The sequence below is a fragment of the Paenibacillus phytorum genome (assembly GCF_013141715.1).
GTDB lineage: Bacteria > Bacillota > Bacilli > Paenibacillales > NBRC-103111 > Paenibacillus_E > Paenibacillus_E phytorum.
Map to the genome: position 1 here is coordinate 41,392 of NZ_WHOA01000023.1, position 21,779 is coordinate 63,170.

Sequence of the window (21,779 nt, forward strand, 5' to 3'; positions counted from 1 at the left end):
CTATCCTACATACAACATTAGTGAAGGCGGGGTTTCAATGATGGTTGAACCTTTATATGAAATTTCAGTGAATTGCACATATTGCGAGAATTCCTACAAAACGATGAAGGTTCGCCCGAGTTTCAAGAAAGCTAGCAAAACGGATACGGATTTCTGTGTTCATTATAAAGACATCAACCCCGACTTTTATGTCGTGAGGGTCTGTCCGTTTTGCGGATATGCCCATACGGAAAACTTTTCGGATAAATGGAAACCGACGCAGAGGGAAGTCTTTTACGAGAGAGTGGCTCAAAACTTGTCAATGCGCAATTATTGCGGAGAAAGAACCTGGGAAGATACGCTTCTGAGTTACAAGTTGGCCCTTCTTACCGCGCAGATTAGAGATGAGAAATCGCGTGTTATAGCAGGTCTTCTACACCATTTGGCGTGGTTGTATCGTTTCAAAGGAGACTGGGAGCAGGAGGAACGTTTCCTAACGTTTGCCTTGGACGCATATGTCAGTGTGTATGAAACAGAAGGTTTGGATCTCAATAATGCCCGACTCATGTACTTAATAGGAGAGCTCAATCGCAGATTAAGCCGCTTCAATGAGGCGGTCAAATGGTTTTCACGCATTATTAATGACCGCAAGATTATGGATGCTGGTATGATTAGAGCAAGTCGTGAACAATGGATAGCAACCCGCGAAGATATGCTTGCTATTCGTATGGAGCTGCCAGACGAAATGAAACAAGCTACATAGTGAATATTGCCGTATTAATCAAATGAACGCTTATCTATTCTTGGGGTTGATTTCAATCCCTTGAATGGTTAAGCGTTCATTTTTTCATTGATTAATTGCACTCTTTTGTAAAGGGTAGAACGATTTTTACCGCGATGCTTAGATTCATAAAGCGCATGATCCGCTTCAGAGATGATTCGTTTCAGTTCCGCCTGAGGTTCCTCTGCGGTTGAAATTCCTATTGAGATCGTTATTGGTGCAGAATCCGTAAGGTTCTTATGGTGGAATGTATCAGCGACTATGGAGCATAGCTGCTCTGCATATTTGCTTAGCCGTAGGGGATCAATCTCTGAGCTGAGAAGAATAAATTCTTCACCCCCATATCTGGCCAAATAATCCTGTTCATGGATATGGTGTCGTAAAACACTGCTGATCTCGCGGAGCAGCTGATCACCTTCTAGATGTCCAAACTGATCATTGTATTGCTTGAAATTATCTAAATCAATCATCATGATGGATACTCTGCGTTTGTGAAGGGCATTGCTAGCAATCGGCATAAAGCTGCGCAGATTCGGTAGTTTGGTTAGGCTGTCTTGATTGGCTTGCAGTTCTAACTGGCGCTGCAGCCGCCAACTTTTATTCTCATCATTGACCATGACGATAATGATGATGAAAGTAGCTGACATGATGGCCAGCATAAACAATTGATGTAAGGCGTATGGCCATGATAGGTTGCTCTCTAGAAGCTCGTGTATGAGTAAGCGAAGGAGGAAAACGAATGAGCATATTTGGAGCCCATGTCGAATAGGAATGTCCAAGAAGCCGCTGCGGTATTCTTTGTTGTGAAACAAGGAGCTAATCAGTGCTGGGACAAGCAGTTCTTGTGCGATGATGAACCAGGCATGGCTTCCTTGCGTGAAGAGGGTAAGGCTCGAAGGTAATACAGTCGATAGCAGGGCAACAGGCAGTCCATAACGCAAGCCTGCCATAAAGATAGGGACAGAACGTAAATCAATCAGGACAAACACCTCTGGTAGGGGGACCAGCATCATGATGATGCTGGCTAATCCGGTGAGAAGTGGTGCAATCAAGTGCTCATAAGAATCGATAAGCATCTTGCTGCGAACTTTCATTGCCATGTAATTTAACGTAACTAACGTACATGCGCTTGTCAAAGGAACGAGGTACTCATTCATACTGACTCTTTCTACTCCTTGCGCTTGGAAGCTGCGATTCATTTGCGTATTGCGGTGTCCGCCAATAAATAATCGCGATCTGTGTCGACGAGCGTCAACTTATTATGGCAGCAAGGAAACACAAGCAGCTTTTTTTTACCTTCGTGAATGGATGTCAGTTCGTGTATTTTCAACGGCAGCAGCACATTGGGGCTATGGCAAAAGGGACATTGGGCCACATAAATGTCCTTCATAATAATGTCATAAGGCCAAGTGTTAGCGAAAGGGATCAAAGCTTACTTCGATTCTGGATCGCTATTTTCCGTAGAGGAAGCTTTAGCGAGCTCCGCTAATTTTTGCAGTAAAATATGTTGTGGCATATGCATGAGATGTTCTAAAGGCACCTTAAGTTGTTCAGCTAGCTTAACGGCCGTTTCTGGAGAAATTTGTAACGGTTTCATAATTTGAAATCACCCATCCTGTTCCGAATATATGGTGTGGGAACTACCTTTAATTGAATCATACTTTTTACCTAGAAGCAATGAGCAAGATGAGTATTATTGGCGATCAGGTGGCGTTTATGATTTAATAAAAGATGGAAAGGAAAGGTGATAGCTTTGCTTAATTTACCTCTTAATCAAACATGGAATTTAGAAAACTTTTTTCCTGGGGGAAGCGAGTCTCCTGCATTCGCAGCTCATCTGAAAGAGCTTCAAGCATCGATTGCTGCTTTTCAAGAACAAGTTCGAAATACCCCTTCACCACAACAGGCAGAAGATACAGCTTCGCTAGAAAGACTGATCGAATTGTTTCAGCATAATTTGAAGCATATCCATGAGGCGGATTCTTTCGTAGGCTGCTTGTTAGCGGATAATCAGAAGGATAAGAAAGCGCCTGTACTTAGCGGACAGGTCAAAAGCTTGTTTGCAGAGCATTTGTCTTCGCTCACCCATTTTGATCAAGTTCTGACGGGGATCCCAGATGATGTATGGTCAGCTCTACTGCAGAAAGAGCCGTTCAAAGCCATTGCTTTTCCGCTCCATGAGCGACGTGCCTTAGCCCAAGAGAAGTTGCCGCCTGAGCAGGAAGCCTTAATTAATGATTTGGCCGTAGATGGCTATCATGGGTGGGGAGATCTGTACAATACGACCGTTGGTCAATTCCGTATGCCTGTGGAGGTTGACGGTGAACAGGTGGAGCTATCCGCTGGTCAAGCGTTTAATAAACTGCATACAGAGAATCGTGAAGAACGACTGGATCTGTTTGAAAAATGGGAACAAGCATGGACGGATAAAGAGGAATATTGCGCCGAAGCATTAAACCATTTAGCAGGTTTCCGTCTTCAGGTTTATAAATACAGAGGTTGGAAAAGTATACATAAAGAGCCGCTTGCTATCAATCGTATGGAAGAGAAAACGTTGAATGTCATGTGGGAAGTGATCGACCGGAACAAAGATATTTTCGTTGCTTATTTGAACCGTAAAGCGAAACTGCTTGGCGTTGATAAGTTGGCTTGGGTTGACGTGGATGCTCCACTGGGCGATTCATCGAAGAAAATTTCTTATGACGATGGTGCTAGTCTAATTATCGATCAATTTAAACAGTTCAGTCCGAAGCTGGCAGCCTTTTCGGAAGAAGCCTTTGAGAAGCGCTGGATCGAAGCTGAGGATCGAGCAGGGAAGCGACCTGGGGGCTTTTGTACATCTTTCCCGATAGCGGGAGAGACGCGTATCTTCATGACCTATGGCGGAACGCTAAACAATGTTTCTACACTAGCACATGAGCTAGGTCATGGCTACCATCAGCATGTTATGACGGATATGCCTGCGTTAGCACAGGAGTACGCGATGAACGTCGCTGAGACAGCCTCTACCTTCGCTGAAATGATTGTAGCGGACGCAGTTGTGAAGAGTGCCTCAACAGATGAAGAACGCATCATTTTACTCGAGGATAAAATCCAACGCGCGATCGCTTTCTTCATGAATATCCATGCGAGATTCATCTTCGAGACAAACTTTTACGAAGCACGAAGTCAAGGTTTAGTTAGCGTTGAGCGCTTGAATGAGCTCATGGTGGATGCACAGAAGCTTGCTTACAAAGATGCTTTAAGTAGCTATCACCCGCATTTCTGGGCGGCTAAGCTGCATTTCTATGCGACGGATGTACCTTTTTATAATTTCCCTTACACGTTCGGTTACCTGTTTAGTGCAGGTATTTACGCGAGAGCGGTGCAGGAAGGCGCAGCCTTTGAAGAAAAGTACATCTCCTTGCTTAGAGACACAGGCAGCATGAACGTGGAGGAGCTTGCTCAGAAGCATCTCGGCGTTGATCTGACAGAGCCGGATTTCTGGCAAAGCGCAGTCGATATGGCAGCTCAAGATGTGAAGCAGTTCATGGAACTGACAGAAGCTAAAGTCCAAGTATAAAACAAAAGGCTTTCCCACGATCGAAGTGGGAAAGCCTTTTTTGTGCAATAAAAGCTTATAGTTTGAAAATCTGAATCGTCTGTTGTAATTGTGTGACTACACGCGTCATCTCTTCGGCTTGTGTCACGATCCCTTGTACCGTAGCGATCTGCTCATTCATAGAAGCAGAAACTTCTTGCGTACCAGCCGCTGATTCCTCCGTGATCGCCGATATGTTCTCCATCGCTGCAGCGATTTGTTCGGAGCTTGTCAGCATTTGCTCGCTTTCTTCCGCGAAGCGGGTAATTTCTTCCGAAATAAAGCCCACGCTTCCGACGATCTCAGCGAAAACAATTTCGGTTTGCTCGATTAACACGGTTTGTTTCTTTACGACATCTTCGTTCACTTGAATGCTGCGAATGGCTTCTTGAATGCCTTGCTCGATGCTTTTCACGAAACCGAATACTTCACGTGTAAGAGAGGTTGACTCTTCAGCTAGCTTGCGCACTTCCTGAGCGACGACTGCAAAGCCACGGCCATGTTCGCCAGCTCTAGCAGCTTCGATGGAAGCGTTGAGGGACAAGAGGTTCGTTTGCTCAGCAATCTCGGAAATGGAACGAGTAACGCTGCTGATGCCTTCGGCTTGACGAGCCAGCATGTCGATTGTATCAGACACCTGCTGTGTAACTTCTACATTTCGTTTCATACCGATGCCTTGACTTTCAACGGACGTGCGTCCTTTTTCTACAAGGGTCATCATCTGATCCGAACGATCTTTCATTTCTTTCGCAGAACCGGCATAATTGACGATTCTGACTTCAATGTCTTTGGAGGTGATCGAAACACCAGAAACTTCTTCTGAAATTTGCCCGGCACCCGAGGCCAGCTCATGGGCCGAAATACTTACTTGTTCTAGGACTGTACGGAAGCTTTCATTTTTAACATAAATATCGCGGCTTGTTTGAAAAACCTGCTTCGAAATTGTTCCTGTGTCGCGAAGAATTTCGCGTAGTTTATCTATCATTTTGTTAAAAGATTGACCAAGCTGTCCAAGTGTATCATCTGAGGTTACGGTTACTTTTTGAGAGAAGTCTCCTTTGGAAATGTTGAGCGCTATTCGGGATAAATCAGCAATGGGTTCCGTTAGCTGATTCTCGAACCATCGAATAAACGGGTAACTGCCTCCAAGAATAATAAGTAGGAATATGATGCCAAGTAAGCGATTCCAATCTGAGGCAAATGTAACAATCAGCATGAAGATTGAGTTCAAACCAATAAGTGCATAACAACCAAGTTGTAGTTTCTTTCTGAACGATAAGGATGATACTTTATCCAATCCGACCGACTCCTCTGCGAAATTTGTTTATTTGTGTTGGAATCCATGATGTGTGTTTGCAAATTATAACATTGAATCTGGAAATATTCTACATCATTTCGACAAATATCGTTCGTTTCTTACAACTGAAATGGGAATAATATTAACGTTACATAAAAAATAGTAAGAATTGTGTGAATAATGTAAATAAACTGTTGAATTATGTAAAAGGTGTGAGTATAATAGGTCTACAGTCGCATAAATTACATAATAAGTAAAAAAATAAAACTTAAGGAGGAAAGTAATGAATTTGGATCAAATGCCACTCGCTAGACAAATCGATTTGGTGTTTAGAAAGATCAAAGAAGAATTATCTCATGTGAATTCCGGTACTGTTTTTGTTCACATTCGCAACAATGAAATTGGTAAATTCGGCATTAAGCACCTTCCATTTGAGAGTAAAGACGGTGTATTGCCTGCAACCACGACCAAAGGTTTGACGGAGCAGCAGTATCAATCCTTTCGGCAGATGGCTATTGAATCCTTGAAACGGAAGAAAAGCTGGACCCATGGTGAAATTTTGTTCGATTTCACAATTAGGCAAAATCTGGTGTCTGCAAGTATTATGTTCGAAAGTAATTACAATATGGCTAATTTTGCAAGAACAATTTAGCACTTATACCTTTTATCGCAAACAACCCCGGTCACGTAGATGACCGGGGTTGTTCATTATTTATGGGGAAGAATGCGGCCCTTTCCGTAAGGGATACACATGGGTGTGCGGAAGATAGGGTCAGGCGCAACGCTGCATTTCATATCGAACACATCTAGTAGCAGCTGCTCGTTCACGATGTCTTCTGGTTTACCCTCTGCATACACAGAACTATCCTTAATGGCTACGATGTGATGGGCATAACGGCAGGCCAGATTGATGTCATGCAGCACCATCACGATCGTGCGTTGTTCGTTCTCATTCAGCTCGAAGAGTAAATCCAGCACCTCAATCTGATGGGTTAAGTCCAGATAGGTAGTGGGCTCATCGAGGAGCAGTGTAGGGGTGTCCTGAGCCAGTGTCATGGCGATCCAAGCTCTTTGGCGCTGCCCGCCAGATAAGGAATCCACACTGCGATCCGCGTAGGTAAGCATATTCGTAAGCTGGAGGGCATGCATCACTTTGCTCTCATCTTCCGACGACCACTGCTGCAGCCAACTTTGATAAGGGTAGCGTCCTTGCTTCACGAGCTGTCGTACGGTGAGCCCTTCGGGCGCGGAAGGTCCTTGTGGGAGGATAGCCATTTTCCGGGCTACCTCTTTTGTGGAGAGTTTGGCGATTTCCGTGCTATCCAGTAGGATTGCGCCTGATTTCGGCTTCAGCAGTCTAGCAAGGGAACGTAGAAGTGTAGATTTCCCACAGCCATTGCTGCCAATAAATACGGTAATTTTGCCTTTAGGTATTTGTAAATTCAAGCTGTGGAAGATCGTTGTCTCTCCATATGTTAACTGAAGCGATTGTGCTTCTAGTGCCTTTTCCAAGGTGGGCATAGGTCTATTCTCCTTTAAGTAAAACCGCTGTTGTTAACCGCGATTTCTACTGCGATATAGCACATAGATGAAGATAGGGGCGCCGATAGCTGCTGTGAAGACACCTGCCGGAATATCGAGCGGTTTGAACAAGAAGCGTCCTGCTAAATCAGCTAACAGCAAAAGCAGGGAACCTGTCAACGCGGACACAGGGATAAGCGCGCCGAAGCTAGGTCCTACGAGCTTTCGGGAAATGTGCGGAGCCATGAGACCAATGAAATTGATCGCACCACCGAAAGCGACTGCAGCCCCTGATAGTGCTACGCTAAGGATGATCAATAAGAAGCGTTGACGTTGGACGTTGCTTCCAACACTACGGGCGATATCTTCACCTAAGGACTGTATGGTAATGTGCCGCGCATACAAGAAGATGATGGGAATTAATAACACGACCCAAGGTAAGAGCGGGTAAACCGCTTTTTTCCAGGAAACTCCGTAAATACTGCCAGTCATAAAAGTCAGAGATTGATTAGCCAGAATAATCGGTCCGGAAAGCAGCATGAGATAGGAGAGTGCGCTCATCGCAGCTGTGAGTCCCGTACCAATTAGGACAAGCCGCAGAGGAGTGATCCCATTTTTCCATGAGAGTGAATAGACCAGTAATGTAGCAGCAAAAGCGCCAATAATAGCTGCAACTGGCAGCCAATGAATACTGATTTTATCCGAGAAAAAAAAGAAAAATGAAACAGCTCCTAGCGTAGCTCCACCCGTTGTGCCAATCGTATCCGGCGAGGTTAGCGGATTTCGTACAATGCCCTGCAGGATGGCTCCGGCTACACCAAGCGATGCACCAATCAAGACAGCAACAATGACTCTAGGTAGACGCAAAGTCCTGACGATCATCGTGTTAGGATCAGTCCCGTAACCAAAAACAGCGCGAACGACCTCAGCAGGTTTGATATAGACGCTTCCTATTCCTGTACTCAGAATCATCACGATGATGACGGCAAGGAGTAGAAAAAGAGAAACAATCAGAGATTTCTTACTGATCAGATAAGAGAAGCCTTTTTTTCGAATGGTGACATAACGATGGGAATGACTCATTTCAGAAGTCCGCCTTTACGAGCGATATAGATGAAAAAGGGTACTCCGAGAATGGCTGTCGCTACACCGACATGAACTTCCTTAGGCATAACAATGAAACGAGCTATAATGTCAGCTCCAACTAAAAGAATGCCGCCTAGAACCGCACAATACGGAATGACCCAGCGATAATCGATTCCAACAAGAAAGCGAACGATATGCGGAATGATAATCCCTACGAAAACAATCGGACCGGCAACAGCAACAGAGCCTCCGGCAAGAATGACAATCACAACTGCGGTAATGAATTTCACGTATACGGTGCGTTGTCCAAGCCCTTTGGCTACATCATCCCCCATAGATAATATGTTGATGTGCGGCGATAGAAGTATAGCGCCAATCCAAGCGATTAGGATATAAGGGTAAACGGATTGGAGCATGGCCATAGTTCGTCCTTCGACAGATCCGACAAGCCAGTATAAGACTTGGTCAAACGCTTTACCGTTTCCAAGCAAAATACCCTGGGTTAGCGAAGCGAAAAATGCCGTCATTGCTGAGCCCGCGAGTGTAATTTTCATAGGTGTTAAGCCATCGCGTCCTAAGGAACCCAGTCCATAGACAAGGGCAGAGCTGAATGCAGCACCGAGAAATGCAATCCATGTAAACTGTGTAAGGCTGGAAACATTAAAAAATCCAACGGATAACACAATGGCAAAGGCAGCGCCTGAATTAATGCCGAACATACTTGGAGAAGCCAGCGGATTCCGTGTAATAGCTTGCATAAGAGCGCCTGCAACAGCCAAGCTTCCTCCTACTAGTGCGGCAATTAAGGCTCTTGGGATGCGTACGGTTTGGATGATGATAGTCTCGTTTGTTGGTTTGGCTGCTTGTGCAAAGGAGGTCACAATTTGATCCCATGAATACGTATGTAGTCCGAACATGACGCTGCTGAGCATCATCGCAGCCAACAAGCAGCAAGCTGCGAGCAATCCAATACTTTTATAGAAATGGTGGAGACGTTCTTTGCTTGAATAACTTAAATTGTTCATGAATGAGTGCCTGCTTCCTTAAATGCTGCTTCATTTATTTTAATGAGTCTGACTAGTGAAGTCAACGAATATGATAATCATTATCAATATACATTGACAGGCAGGTGATACATTTAGTACTATGTGATAGATAATGATAATCGTTATCATCAATTGACTGCATGGAGGGAACTCATTTATATGTTTGTAAAAAGAAATCGTCAACAAGGGAGAGCTTGGGCTCTTATTGCACTTATGTTTGTTTTGTCCGTTGTTTTGACGGCTTGTGGAGATAAGCCAAGTTCACAGCCTTCGGCATCTGCAGCACCTCAAGAATCAGCGAAGGCGGATAGTCCTCGAACCATTAAACATGCCATGGGAGAAACGGCTGTACCGGCGAATCCTAAGCGTGTTGTCATTTTGACCAATGAAGGAACGGAAGCACTTCTCGCGTTAGGCATTAAACCGGTTGGTGCGGTTGAGTCTTATTATGGAAACCCATGGTTTGATCATATTAAAGCTGATATGCAGGGTGTGACGACAGTCGGTGGTGAATCACAGCCGAATTTGGAGTTGATTGCATCGCTTAAACCCGACTTAATCATTGGCAATAAGATGCGTCATGAGAAAGTCTACGATCAATTAAAGGCCATTGCTCCAACGGTCTACTCGGAGACACTGCGCGGTGAGTGGAAAAGTAACTTCAGCTTATATGCCGATACGTTAAATAAGAAAGCCGAAGGCGATAAAATCATCGCAGCTTTCGATAAGCGCATTGAAGATTTCAAAAGCAAAGCAGGCGATAAGCTGAAAGAGAAAGTGGCTGTCGTTCGTTTTATGGGTGGTAAAACCAGATTCTACTACGGCAATATGTTCACGGGTGTTATTTTTAAACAAATCGGTATGGTTCGTTCGGATGCTAAGAGTGATGAGAAATCGTTCGAAGATATTACCAAGGAGCGTCTAACAGAGCTTGATGCTGCGGATAAAGTGTTTTATTTTACCTATGAGACCGGTGATGGCAAAGGGACCAAGCAAGAGCAGGAATGGATGAATGACCCGCTCTGGAAAAATCTTAAAGTGGTAAAAGAAAATAAGCTAATCAAAGTGAATGATGCGACTTGGAATACAGCCGGCGGTGTCAAAGCGGCTAACATTATGCTGGATGATTTGTATAATTTATATCAAGTGAAGCCTTAAAACGACGGGGGTTGTCCCAAAAGTAGATAAAATCTAACTTGGGGACAGCCCCTTTTTGGCCTATTGACATTCTGGGATATTCGAATCGGTATTCAGAACGAATTTCATAGTTCCATTGGATTTTTCCAATGGAGGAACTAGCAGGCTTGCTGCGAAATTCGCAAAGTAGGAGCTGAATTGGTGAATTAGAAAGGCAAGTTGTACAGTGTACAAATTTACACGGATAAGCATTTGTTGTAGAGCTGAGAGCGCCGAAATGGCGCTTAAAGCTGTGAGCTTTGAGGTTTTGTGCGTTTGAGTAGCCGAAATGGCGCTGAAGGACGGTGCAAGCCGTTTATTTTGAAACGCCAGAATTTATAAGTTTTGAGTTGACCGAGAGGTTACCAATTATTTGTGCACCAGTTACCACACGAATGCAAATATTCTAATATAAAGACTTTGTTCACACATCTTGACAACTTCATAGAATTCATACTATGATTCACCTGTCTGATAGGTACACAGGTTCGAAGATAAGGGGAAAAATCGATGCACAAAATTCAGAAATACAATGTTCATGAACTAGTAGCACAAGAAATTCAACGATATATTGAGGAACATGCTTTGAAAGAGGGAGACAAGCTGCCTTCCGCCGGAGAACTAACCGCGATGTTTGGTGTTGGTCGTTCGTCCTTGCGGGAAGCTCTGCGCTATTTGGAAGCCGTTGATATTGTTCGTGTAGAGAACGGCAAGGGTATTTTTGTGCGCGATGTTGATACGTTTCGTTTCACCGGCAAAGTGAAGGTGGAGAATGAGAAGAAGTTCTTACTTTCCATTCTTGATGTGCGTCGTGCACTCGAAGGCAAGGCGGTGGAGCTATCCGCACGCAATATCAATGCTAATCAATTGAAAGAGTTGGAAAAAATCTTACAAGAATATAAAAGGCTGAAAGATAGCGGGAAAGATACCTCGCAAATCGACCTTGCTTTTCACCAACACATTATTAAATCTTCAGGTAATCCGATCCTGGAAAGCGTCATTAACTCCATGAGCGGCCTTTATCAAAAGTTTTTCAACGATCCGCTTGGAGAGAAGCGCTTATTTGACGAGACCTATCCTTTCCATCATACGATTTACGAGGGGATTTCCCAACATGATCCAGAAAGAGCGACAAGCGAGTTTCATCAAATGATGGATATTATCGAGAAACTGATCAAAACCTATTAAAAAAATTGTCGATTTTTTTACTTGACGGAGAAAGCGGTATCAATTATGATCAACCTATCAGACAGGATGACTGGATGATACATCATAATCTAATCGCAACCGAGGAGGGGTATCTTCTTATGTGGGGAAAACAAATGCGTAAAGTATGGCCAACAGTAGTTGCATCTACGATGCTAATGGGGTTGCTCGCAGCTTGCGGCAGCAATACGGACACTGCAAAAAGTGATGCGAAAGGCAATAGCGATCAAGCGGGTGCCGGAGCAAGTTCTGGTAAAGTGGTTACCGTTCATATGATCGAGAGCTTGACGAGCCCGAAACGGACCGACATTCTCAAAGCGATGATTTCCCAATTCGAGAAAGAGAATCCGACAATTAAGGTCGATCTCATCTCGCCTCCGTTCGATCAAGCGGATAATAAGATCAGAACAATGCTTGCAGCTAAACAAGAACTGGACGTTCTAGAAGTAAGAGATTTGAACATCGCGGAGTATGTGAACAACGGGTACATTGATCCGCTCGATACTTACACGGGTACTTGGAAAGACTTCGGTACAGTAACTGCTGTGGCTAAGTCGATTGCAACGAATAACAATAAACTTTATTTCATTCCAAATGGCTTGTACCAGCGTCAATTGTTCTACCGCAAAGACTGGTTCGAAGAGAAAGGCTTGAAACCGCCGGTTTCTTACCAAGAACTATATGAAACGGGCAAGAAGCTAACTGATCCTGCTAAGAACCGGTACGGGTTCTCATTCCGAGGCGGTATGGGGTCTGCAGGCATCACTGACCAGATGGTACTCGCTTATAACGGGGATCAGGTGAATTTGGAAGATGCGCAGTTCTTAAAGAGCGGCAATACGATTTACTCTTCACCAGAAGCTAAGGAAGCCATTGAATTGTATATGAAAATTTATAAAGAAGCTTCGCCTTCGGATGCTGTTAACTGGGGCTTCCAAGAGCAGGTACAAGCTTTCACCTCAGGTGTAACAGGCATGCTGCTGCAAGATCCGGACGTCATTCAAACCATTCAGGAGAAAATGAAGCCGGAACAATGGGCAACGGCACCGATGCCAACGGGACCAAGCGGCAAGGCTCTCATTCAAGCAGGTGGAGCTGGCTGGGGTATCGCATCCCAATCCAAGAACAAAGAAGCGGCCTTCAAGTTGATCGCCTTCTTGTCCAATCCTGAGCAGAATACTGAGTTTGGTAAAAAGTACGGCTTAGTACCGATTCACACAACAGCGGCAAACGATGAGTACTTCAAAACAGGTCCTTACAAAACGTTGCTGGATATGTCCAACAAGCCGGACGTATTCATGAACTACAAGCCGCCGTTCCAATATCCAGGCACGGGTCAATGGAATCAAGCGAGCATGGAGTCTGGCCAAGCATATTTACTCGGTAAGTTCACTGTCGTAGACGTTCTGAAGAAATGGGACGCTTATTGGATGGATCAAAAGTCGAAGAAGAAATAGCGTTTAACCTTCGTAATGGGTGGCGATTCGCTGCCCATTACCATTTTTCTATATGAGGTGGTGCATCTAATGAAGAGTCGGCAGCCGTTCATCTTATTTGGTTTGCTCCCCGCTCTATTACTGGTCCTTATTTTCACATATTATCCGTTCCTAAAGGGCGGCATTATGGCGTTTCAAGAATACAAACTGTTCGATCTTAGAAATGTTCATTTTGTCGGTCTGCAAAATTTTCGGGATGCATTCACGGATCCGAAGTTTCTGACTGCATTGACGAACAGTGCGTACTGGGTGTTTTTTTCCTTAGTATTTCAATTTCTCATTGGGCTGACGCTTGCGCTATTAATGAATAAAAAATTCCGGGGTAGAGGGATTTACCAAGGTTTAGTGTTTTACTCTTGGGCGCTTTCGGGGTTCTTGATCGGGATGATTTGGAAGTGGATGTTCAATTCACAAATCGGCGTCATCAACGATCTTTTGCTCAAGACCGGTATAATCGAAACGCGGATAGGGTTCTTGTCGGATCCTAAATGGGCAATGATCTCCGTCATTATCGCGAACGTATGGTACGGCATCGCATTTTTCGCCATTATGCTGCTTGCAGCGCTGCAATCCGTGCCTTCCGAGCTGTATGAAGCAGCCGAGATGGATGGAGCGAGCGAGGCGCGTAAGCTGCTTAGCGTTACGCTGCCCTACATTTTACCAACGATCATTACGACTACTCTCCTTCGTGTCATCTGGATCTTTAATGATCCTACGATCATTTACGGCATGACGAACGGTGGACCAGCAGGAAGTACACACATTTTATCATCATTAATGCTGGATAAAATCATTTATGCTGGTGATTACGGCGCGGCATCCGCCATCGGGGTTGTCATGATCGTGCTTCTATTGCTTTACACGTTGTTCTACTTATCCGTAACCAAATCTGAAAAGATGGGGGATTTCTAACCATGAAGACGCGCTTACAATTCATAGGTCCATTCAAGGTGTTTTTTCTAGCGCTTCATCTAGTGATCATGGTGTTCCCGCTATATTGGATTTTGATTACTTCATTAAAACCCCAGAACGAGATTTTCACTTATCCGCTAAAATATTGGCCGACGAATATTACGTTCGACAATTATATCAACATCTTTAAAATATCCAAATTTCATGTCTACATCGGTAATAGCTTGTTGGTAGCTATCTCATCAGCACTAATTGTAATTGTGATCTCCGTCTTGAGCGCTTATGTCCTTGCCCGTTTTCAATTTCGCGGACATCGGCAAATTATGTTGGCGTTTTTCGCGACACAGATGCTGCCAGGATTCATTTCGCTCGGACCACTTTACCTCATGATGACGCAATTGGATTTAATTAATTCCAGAATCGCTCTCGTACTCATGTACACGGTAGGGTTAATACCATTCTCGACCATTATTTTACGGGGCTTCTTTCAACGCATTCCTGCCAGTCTGGAAGAGGCGGCAATGATCGACGGTTGCTCGCGGCTCGTTGCCCTAATCCGAATTATCGTGCCAATCATGATGCCAGGGATCGCATCGACTTTTATTTTCGCATTCGTGCAGAACTGGAACGAGTTGTTTATGGCGGTCATGTTCATCGATCACGACGCATTGAAGACGATGCCTGTGGCATTGAACTCACTTATTCTCAAATATGACGTCGATTGGGGCGCTATGTCGGCAGGCACCGTCTTGTCCGTCATTCCAACCGTCTTTCTGTTCGCGTTCGCGCAGCGTTTTATCGTAGAAGGCCTCACGCAAGGCGCAGTGAAAGGCTAAGCAGCAAATTTCGGATCGGAGAGAAACATCTATGAATAAAGATCAATCGGGGGATTCGCTTTACACCAAGGCTGCGCATGACCCGTACGATACTCGACACCATGGGGCGATTAACGTCCCCGTCTATCAAAATAGTTTATTCGCCTTTGAAACTCACGAGCAATTCGATCTGGCGATGCAAAATGTGTTAGGGCATCACGTTTATTCGCGCGGCAACAATCCGACCGTTCGCAATCTGGAGGAGAAGCTAGCCGAAATGGAAGGCGGCGAAGACGCGAAGTGCTTCGCTTCGGGGATGGCCGCCATTACAGCGGCAGTTCTTTCTGTTGTCCAGCAAGGCGATCATATCGTCTGCGTGAATCACGCTTACGGTCCAACACGAGAGTTTCTTGGATCATACTTAGTCAAGTTCGGTATAGAGACGACTTTCGTTGACGGGACCGAACTCAGCAATTGGGAAGAAGCCATCAAGCCTAATACGAAGTTGATGTATCTGGAAAGTCCGACAACAATGACGTTCGAGCTTCAAGACTTACGTTCGTGTGCTCAGCTTGCCGCGAGCAAGGGAATCAAGACCATCATCGACAACACATGGGCTACACCATGTCACCTATTGCCGATTACGCTAGGTATTGATCTGGTAGTCCATTCTATAACGAAATATATATCCGGACATAGTGATTGCTTAGGCGGGGTTGTCATCGGTTCAATGGAACTCATGACTCGACTTAGCAATTCGGAGTATATGCTGTTCGGTGGGATCATGACACCACAAACAGCGGCGCTAGTGATGCGCGGATTGCGGACACTTCCGCTTAGAATGGAACGCCATCAGCGCAGTGGGATGCTCGTAGCCGAGCATATTAGCAAACAACCTTACGCCGTTAAAGTCCACCATCCAGGACTCCCTACGCACCCTCAACATGAATTGGCGCTTCAGCAGCTAATAGGGTTCAGCAGCTTATTCTCGTTCGAATCATTCGAACCGTTGGAGAGGCTGAAGGCTTGGGCGACGAAGCTCCAGTATTTCAAAATTGGCGTTAGCTGGGGCGGATTTGAAAGTCTAGTCAACGTAAATGTGGTGCGGAGCGGAGATACCGAGCGGCACATTGTCCGCCTTTACGTGGGCCTTGAGGATCCTCAGGATCTGATTCGGGATATAGACGATGCGGCTGCGGCTACTTTACTATGAACATAATCCCCCGAGGGGATAATCTCGGTGGAACCGTATGCGACAACTTGCCTATACGGATCTGTAAGAGGCCTATGCACTTGTGCATGGGCTTCCTTTATTTATTTGTTAGCATAAAAATAGAAGGGCTTTCTTCCAAGTAGGTTGCTACTCGAAAGAAAGCCCTTATTAAACGTAAGTATAGGGGAAACTGTTATCTGCTGAATTTACCGGCTGCGCCGCCAGCAAGTTGCTGTTCAGCAATTTGTACGAGACGACGAGTGATGTTACCACCTATTGCTCCTGTATCACGAGAAGCCATGTAGCCATAGTAACCGTCTTGAGGAATTTGGATGCCCAATTCTTGAGCAACTTCATACTTCAATTGGTCTAGAGCTTGTGTAGCTTGTGGAACAACTAGTTGGTTGCTGCTACGAGATTGTCCTGATGCCATCTGATATCACCTCCAGTAATGGTAGTATAATCATTTTTAGGAATTATACTCATACCCTAAACTGGAAATTTTCACCACAAGAAAAACCTTAAAAGCAGGAATGCACAGTCTTTGCTATAATGAGAAAACCGAATAAATGGGAGAGCGGAGGCAGGAGTTATGTTTGATATATCCATAAAGGGCTGGTCCCTAGATAAGGATTTACAAATTATTCAGGCAGATGTCCTCATGGCGGTGGACGATAGTATCATTATTGAAGAGCCACTGTGTGTAGATGTGGGGCTTCCTGCGTTTTTGTATAGTGCCCTGCATGATACCGCACCTAATCGTTTTGCGCCAGCGGATCAATGGGAGCGAATGCCGTTCTTTGTATGCGGCTGCGGAGATCCGGAATGCAGAGGTTTTTCGTTCGTTGTCCGTCATTTGGCGGATGAACAAGTGGAACTCGCATCCGTTGAAGAGCGCTCTAATGGAACGTACCGCGAGCTTGAAACGCATATGATCCCCAGCTTGGAGTACAGCAAGAAGGTTTTGGTGGTAGGCGAAAAATATCTAGCTTTTATTAAAGACTTGGACTACCGGCCTTATTTCGGTGATACAGTGAAAGTTGTCGAAGATCTTGTACATCAAATACATCAACAATTACGGAGTGAATAAGATGGCAGCAGTGAAATATTATGTTGTTTGGGTGGGACATCAACCAGGGATCTACCGTACGTGGGCAGATTGTCAGGCGCAGACCAAAGGTTATCCGCAAGCTAGATTTAAATCGTATGAATCAGAGCTGGAAGCGCGACAGGCACTGGAGAAGGGATGGCAGAAGTCGCTGAATTTCTCTGGAAAAGGGGGGGCAGCTGCAACTTCTACGGGCAAGACAGCTACCCCTGAGACGACTCCTGAAGTCGACTATAACAGTATCTCCGTCGATGTTGGCTGTTCCGGGAATCCAGGAATTGTTGAATATAAAGGTGTCGACACGAAGACGGGCGAGATTATTTTCTATCAAGGCCCTATTTCCAAAGGGACGAATAATTTGGGTGAGTTTCTTGCGATCGTTCACGGGCTCGCTTATCTGCAGAAGCAAGGTAGTAATAAAACTATTTATACCGACTCAGTCACAGCTTTGAGCTGGATACGTAAAAAGGAGGTTTCCACTAATCTAGTTAGGGATGCTTCCACAGAAGAAATTTGGACATTAGTTGATCGGGCGTTGAAATGGCTCAAAACGAACACCTATACGAATAAAATTATGAAGTGGGATACGCGGAAATGGGGAGAAATTAAGGCTGATTTCGGTAGGAAATGAGAAAACCTCTATCGAGGCTATTCAAGGATGAGCGACCGCGTTTAGAGGTAGGTTTTATCGCCAATAAGAAAGCGGTTTTCGGGAACCGAAAGCTTATACTTTCTTATGTGGTAAAAAAAGTCGAAATGTAAGAGAAAATATCTTCAAATGTATTGACGGGAAATCCTCCCAATGCTAATATACAGTAATTCCTATTAAATTACTCGGCATAATAAATCGATAGAGTTGATAGGAAATAGAGAAGAGCATTAGATCGGGAGGGTAACTCATGAAAAGAACGAAATTAGGCGGTTTATTCATCATCTTGGCTTTAGTAGGAAGCTTGCTTGCGGCCTGCGGACAAAAAGAGAGCAGCAGCGCAACGACAACACCTGCAGCAAGCGCGAAAGCGACTGATGCAGCTAAAGCAGCAGATTTAAGCGGAAAGAAAATTGCACTCGTGATGCAATTCAATACAGGTACATTCTCATCTCAGTATGTAGAAGGTGTGAAGGATCAAGTAGAGAAGCTTGGCGGTAAGGTAACGGTATTCGTTGCTGATACGGATCTGGCGAAAATGTCATCCAATCTGGATGCAGCGATTAATCAGAAATTCGATGGTATTCTCATCGATCACGGAACAGCTGAAGCGTTGGAAGCAGGCGTGAAGAAAGCACTAGAAAAGAAAATTCCAGTTGTAAGTTTCGATTCGATTCTTACTGTTCCGGGCGTTACGTCCTTAGAGCAAGGCGATCAGAAGATGGCTGAAGCTACACTAGAGCAGCTTGCGAAGGATGCAGGCGGTAAAGGGAACATTGTGAAAGTATGGGTAGCCGGCTTTGCACCGATGGAACGCAGACAATTGGCCTACCAAGCTTTCCAAAAGAAATATCCAGACATTAAGGAAGTGGCTGCATTCGGTACAGCCAAAGATCCTGCGCTAGATACACAAACGCAAATGGAAGCGATTCTGAAGAAATACCCGAACAAAGGTGATATCACGGCGGTATGGACAGCTTGGGATGAGTTCGCGAAAGGCGCGTCTCGTGCGATTCAACAAGCAGGTCGTACAGAAATTAAAGTGTACGGGATTGACCTGAGCGATGAAGACTTGCAATTGCTGCAAGATCCGAAAAGCCCATGGGTGGCATCAGCAGCCGTAGATCCGAAGGATATCGGTCGCGTGCAAGTGCGTTACTTGTATCAAAAGCTGCATGGTGATCAAACGCCTGAGAAAGTGGTATTGGAGCCTGTTTATGTATCCAGAGACCAACTACCGAAGGACAAGCAAGTAAATACAACACAGCTTAGCGAATACGTCAAAGGCTGGGGCGGAAGCCAACAAGGCTATACGGACTGGTTGAAAGCTGCAGAAAAAAAATAATGTAATCCATTGCGGTCCCATCGTCATTATGCGATGGGACTTTCAGATTGAGATGAGAGGTGAATGATGATGTCGGAAAACAATGGATCTTTGCTGCATATGAGAGGCATCACCAAATCGTTCCCCGGCGTGAAGGCGCTGCAAGAGGTTGATTTTGACCTGCAAAACAGAGAAATTCATGCCTTGCTCGGGGCTAACGGTGCTGGAAAGAGTACCTTGATGAAGATTTTATCAGGCGCTTATACCCATGATACGGGGCAAATTTCTATAAACGGCCAGTCTCTCAACATACAGACGCCTAAGGAAGCAATGAACCAAGGCATCTATTGCGTCTATCAAGAAGTTGACACAGCCTTAGTAGCTGGGCTTACGGTAACCGAAAACGTCATGATGGATAAAATGGTTCAAGGCGGGGCTTGGGTCAGTTGGAGAAAGCTGCATCGGGAAGCCGAAGCGATTCTAGCAAAGATCGGGGCTGCGTTCTCTGTTCGCAGCAAGGTGGACGAGCTGAGCATCTCACAGAAGCAGCTCGTTCTTATCGCTAGAGCGATGGCGCACAAGGCCAAGATCATCATCTTCGACGAGCCGACAGCACCGCTTAGTCTGGAGGAGTCAGAGCGGCTGTTCCAGATCATGGACAGCCTGAAGCGCGAAGGGGTGGGGATTATCTTCATCTCCCACCGCTTGCAAGAAGTGTTCCGTGTCGCTGACCGGATCACGATTATGCGCGACGGCCGCCACGTGCTCACGCAGGCGGCCGCAGACATGGACGTCGCCGGGGTCATTGAGGCGATGCTGGGCAAGACCTTCACCGAGGAGTTCCCCAAAGCCGATGTTCCTATCGGCGATACCCTCCTCGAGGTGAAGGGGCTGCGCCGCGGCACCAAGGTGCGCGGCGTTAGCTTTACCCTCCGCCGAGGTGAAATCCTCGGCGTCGTGGGGTTGGTCGGCGCCGGCAAGACGGAGCTGAGCCGGCTGATCTTCGGCGCCGACGCCGCGGACGGCGGCGATGTGTGGCTCGCCGGGCGCAAGCTCGCGCTGCACCAGCCGAAGGATGCCGTGCGCGCCGGCATCGCGCTCGTGCCCGAGGAGCGCCGCAAGCAGGGCGTCCTCGTGGAGGAGACCGTGAAGCACAATCTGTCGCTTCCGATACTGCGCAAGCTGAGCTCGCTCGGCTTCGTGCAGCGCGGCGCAGAGAATGTGCACGCGGCGAAGATGGTGAAGCAGCTGGGCGTGCAGCCCAGCGATCCGAATCGCGTGGTGAAGCATCTAAGCGGCGGCAACCAGCAGAAGGTGGCCGTAGGCAAATGGCTGCCGACGAATGCCGATGTCTATATGTTTGACGAGCCGACCAAAGGGGTCGATGTTGGCGCGAAAAGCGATATTTTCCGCTTAATAGGTCAATTGGCGTCGGAAGGCAAAGGCATTATTTATTTATCCTGCGAGCTGAATGAAATTATAGGAATTGCCGATCGCATTTTAGTAATGAGCTATGGTTCTGTGGTGAAGGAGCTCTCCCGCGCGGAAGCGACACAGGATCTCATTTTAACGTATGCGAGTGCGGGGGAGGCTGAATAGCATGAAGGAAAGAAGCTTGGATTTTACATTTAAATACGGTGCTTTGTTCATCATAGCGCTGGTGGTTATCGTCTTTTCTATCATTAATGAGAATTTTATGACTTATGACAATATCGCGGACATCTTAAGGTCGATATCGATAGTGATGTTTGTCGCTATTGGGGTCACGTTATCGCAGATTGTAGACGGCTTTGATTTATCAGTGGGGTCAACGGTTTCATTATCAACGGTGGCTGCTGCGGCTTTGATGGTTTGGTATCAACAGCCATTAATACTGGTCATCCTCGTTCCTCTTGTTATTGGAGCTATCATCGGTCTCATAAATTCATGGCTCATCGTAAAAATTCGCATTCCGGATTTACTTGCTACTTTAGCGGTAATGTACATCATCGGTGGTGTGCAAAAAACGTATACGAAAGGCTTTTCCATCTATAATAATATGAGATTCCAAGACGGCACGGTGGCCAAAGGGAAGTTTGCGCCAGAGTTTCTCTGGATCGGACAAGGCAAGCTTCTTGGAGTCCCTGTGCCTGTTATTCTTATGATTGTGGCTGTTATTGCTGTGCATGTCTTTCTGACGTACACTCGATGGGGGCGCCAGCTTTACATTACAGGAGGTAATCGGGAGGCAGCACGTCTCTCTGGGATTTCTGTTAACAAAATACGCTTAGCGGCCTATGTGTTGTCCGGTATTTTCGCAGCGTTCGGAGGTATTCTGTATGCTTCTCGTGTCGGTTCCGGACAGATTGATGCCGGTGCTCCGCTTCTGATGGAAGCTGTTGCCTCGGTGTTCGTCGGGTATTCCGTGCTGGGTGCAGGGAAGCCTAATGTTATTGGGACTTTCTTTGGTGCTGTATTGATTGGCGTATTGCTCAATGGACTTACGATGCTGAATGTGCCTTATTTCGGATTTGATATTGTCAAAGGCGGAGTGCTGGTGCTGGCATTGGCCATTACTTTCGTTCATTTGAATCGACGCAAAGCCTAATAT

The 21,779-nt window shown here is 45.7% G+C and carries 22 protein-coding genes; 14 read left to right on the top strand and 8 right to left on the bottom strand.

Annotated features, from left to right (window positions below; all coding sequences use genetic code 11):
• Positions 1-37 precede the first annotated feature (37 nt).
• Positions 38-742, top strand: coding sequence for a DUF2225 domain-containing protein (locus tag GC098_RS03285; RefSeq protein WP_171640940.1), 705 nt, complete (start codon positions 38-40; stop codon positions 740-742).
• A gap of 68 nt (positions 743-810) precedes the next feature.
• Here the strand turns inward: GC098_RS03285 and GC098_RS03290 are convergent, their stop codons facing one another.
• The 3 genes from GC098_RS03290 to GC098_RS03300 are packed head-to-tail and all read right to left on the bottom strand — an operon-like array spanning position 811 to position 2,357.
• A complete protein-coding gene (locus GC098_RS03290) occupies positions 811-1,959 on the bottom strand; it encodes a diguanylate cyclase (protein WP_246358398.1) in 1,149 nt (382 codons plus the stop codon).
• Positions 1,956-2,189 (bottom strand): hypothetical protein, encoded by a 234-nt coding sequence (locus tag GC098_RS03295; protein WP_082562640.1) that lies wholly within the window; start codon positions 2,187-2,189, stop codon positions 1,956-1,958. The genes GC098_RS03290 and GC098_RS03295 overlap by 4 nt, the downstream gene beginning before the upstream one ends.
• Positions 2,190-2,192: 3 nt before the next feature.
• Positions 2,193-2,357 carry a YycC family protein gene (locus tag GC098_RS03300; RefSeq protein WP_082562639.1) on the bottom strand — a complete coding sequence of 55 codons (165 nt, stop codon included), beginning with the start codon at positions 2,355-2,357 and terminating at the stop codon, positions 2,193-2,195.
• A 156-nt stretch (positions 2,358-2,513) separates the two neighbouring features.
• On the opposite strand from GC098_RS03300, the gene GC098_RS03305 reads away from it, so the two are divergent.
• Positions 2,514-4,322: a M3 family oligoendopeptidase gene (locus GC098_RS03305; RefSeq protein WP_171640944.1), complete on the top strand. Its 1,809-nt coding sequence runs from the start codon at positions 2,514-2,516 to the stop codon at positions 4,320-4,322.
• 55 nt (positions 4,323-4,377) lie between these two features.
• On the opposite strand, the gene GC098_RS03310 is transcribed toward GC098_RS03305, so the two are convergent.
• The gene (locus GC098_RS03310; protein WP_171640946.1) at positions 4,378-5,637 is read right to left on the bottom strand and encodes a methyl-accepting chemotaxis protein; all 1,260 of its coding nucleotides are present in this window, start codon (positions 5,635-5,637) and stop codon (positions 4,378-4,380) included.
• Positions 5,638-5,920: 283 nt separating this feature from the next.
• On the opposite strand from GC098_RS03310, the gene GC098_RS03315 reads away from it, so the two are divergent.
• Positions 5,921-6,289 (top strand): O-methyltransferase, encoded by a 369-nt coding sequence (locus GC098_RS03315; RefSeq protein WP_171640948.1) that lies wholly within the window; start codon positions 5,921-5,923, stop codon positions 6,287-6,289.
• Between the two features lie 56 nt (positions 6,290-6,345).
• Here the strand turns inward: GC098_RS03315 and GC098_RS03320 are convergent, their stop codons facing one another.
• From GC098_RS03320 to GC098_RS03330, 3 genes are read right to left on the bottom strand one after another with little or no spacing between them, the layout of a single operon-like run.
• Positions 6,346-7,158, bottom strand: a complete 813-nt coding sequence (locus GC098_RS03320) for an ABC transporter ATP-binding protein (RefSeq protein WP_171640950.1) — start codon at positions 7,156-7,158, stop codon at positions 6,346-6,348.
• Between the two features lie 33 nt (positions 7,159-7,191).
• Complete coding sequence (locus GC098_RS03325) at positions 7,192-8,241, bottom strand: FecCD family ABC transporter permease (RefSeq protein ID WP_171640952.1); 1,050 nt, start codon at positions 8,239-8,241, stop codon at positions 7,192-7,194.
• Entirely contained in the window at positions 8,238-9,269 is a 1,032-nt protein-coding gene (locus tag GC098_RS03330) for a FecCD family ABC transporter permease (RefSeq protein WP_171640954.1), read from the bottom strand. Before GC098_RS03330 ends, GC098_RS03325 begins: the two co-directional genes overlap by 4 nt.
• A 180-nt stretch (positions 9,270-9,449) precedes the next feature.
• Between GC098_RS03330 and GC098_RS03335 the strand changes: the two genes are divergently transcribed.
• The 6 genes from GC098_RS03335 (at position 9,450) to GC098_RS03360 (ending at position 16,108) form a co-directional block, all read left to right on the top strand.
• A complete protein-coding gene (locus GC098_RS03335; protein ID WP_171640956.1) occupies positions 9,450-10,448 on the top strand; it encodes an ABC transporter substrate-binding protein in 999 nt (332 codons plus the stop codon).
• 528 nt (positions 10,449-10,976) lie between these two features.
• Positions 10,977-11,654, top strand: a complete 678-nt coding sequence (locus GC098_RS03340; RefSeq protein WP_171640958.1) for a FadR/GntR family transcriptional regulator — start codon at positions 10,977-10,979, stop codon at positions 11,652-11,654.
• 119 nt (positions 11,655-11,773) lie between these two features.
• On the top strand, positions 11,774-13,129 hold the full coding sequence (locus GC098_RS03345; protein ID WP_246321196.1) for an ABC transporter substrate-binding protein: 1,356 nt from the start codon (positions 11,774-11,776) through the stop codon (positions 13,127-13,129).
• 69 nt (positions 13,130-13,198) lie between these two features.
• A complete protein-coding gene (locus GC098_RS03350) occupies positions 13,199-14,080 on the top strand; it encodes a carbohydrate ABC transporter permease (RefSeq protein WP_171640960.1) in 882 nt (293 codons plus the stop codon).
• 2 nt (positions 14,081-14,082) lie between these two features.
• Complete coding sequence (locus tag GC098_RS03355) at positions 14,083-14,916, top strand: carbohydrate ABC transporter permease (RefSeq protein WP_171640962.1); 834 nt, start codon at positions 14,083-14,085, stop codon at positions 14,914-14,916.
• Positions 14,917-14,947: 31 nt separating this feature from the next.
• On the top strand, positions 14,948-16,108 hold the full coding sequence (locus GC098_RS03360) for a trans-sulfuration enzyme family protein (protein ID WP_171640964.1): 1,161 nt from the start codon (positions 14,948-14,950) through the stop codon (positions 16,106-16,108).
• Positions 16,109-16,301: 193 nt separating this feature from the next.
• On the opposite strand, the gene GC098_RS03365 is transcribed toward GC098_RS03360, so the two are convergent.
• The gene (locus tag GC098_RS03365; RefSeq protein ID WP_029194830.1) at positions 16,302-16,541 is read right to left on the bottom strand and encodes an alpha/beta-type small acid-soluble spore protein; all 240 of its coding nucleotides are present in this window, start codon (positions 16,539-16,541) and stop codon (positions 16,302-16,304) included.
• Between the two features lie 159 nt (positions 16,542-16,700).
• On the opposite strand from GC098_RS03365, the gene GC098_RS03370 reads away from it, so the two are divergent.
• From GC098_RS03370 to GC098_RS03390, 5 genes are all read left to right on the top strand, one after another.
• Positions 16,701-17,198: a hypothetical protein gene (locus tag GC098_RS03370; RefSeq protein WP_171640966.1), complete on the top strand. Its 498-nt coding sequence runs from the start codon at positions 16,701-16,703 to the stop codon at positions 17,196-17,198.
• Position 17,199: 1 nt separating this feature from the next.
• A complete protein-coding gene (gene rnhA, locus GC098_RS03375; protein ID WP_171640968.1) occupies positions 17,200-17,847 on the top strand; it encodes a ribonuclease H in 648 nt (215 codons plus the stop codon).
• Between the two features lie 268 nt (positions 17,848-18,115).
• Positions 18,116-19,210: a sugar ABC transporter substrate-binding protein gene (locus GC098_RS03380; RefSeq protein ID WP_171640970.1), complete on the top strand. Its 1,095-nt coding sequence runs from the start codon at positions 18,116-18,118 to the stop codon at positions 19,208-19,210.
• 69 nt (positions 19,211-19,279) lie between these two features.
• On the top strand, positions 19,280-20,788 hold the full coding sequence (locus GC098_RS03385; RefSeq protein ID WP_171641189.1) for a sugar ABC transporter ATP-binding protein: 1,509 nt from the start codon (positions 19,280-19,282) through the stop codon (positions 20,786-20,788).
• 1 nt (position 20,789) lies between these two features.
• Complete coding sequence (locus tag GC098_RS03390) at positions 20,790-21,776, top strand: ABC transporter permease (protein WP_171640972.1); 987 nt, start codon at positions 20,790-20,792, stop codon at positions 21,774-21,776.
• The last annotated feature ends 3 nt before the right edge of the window (positions 21,777-21,779 follow it).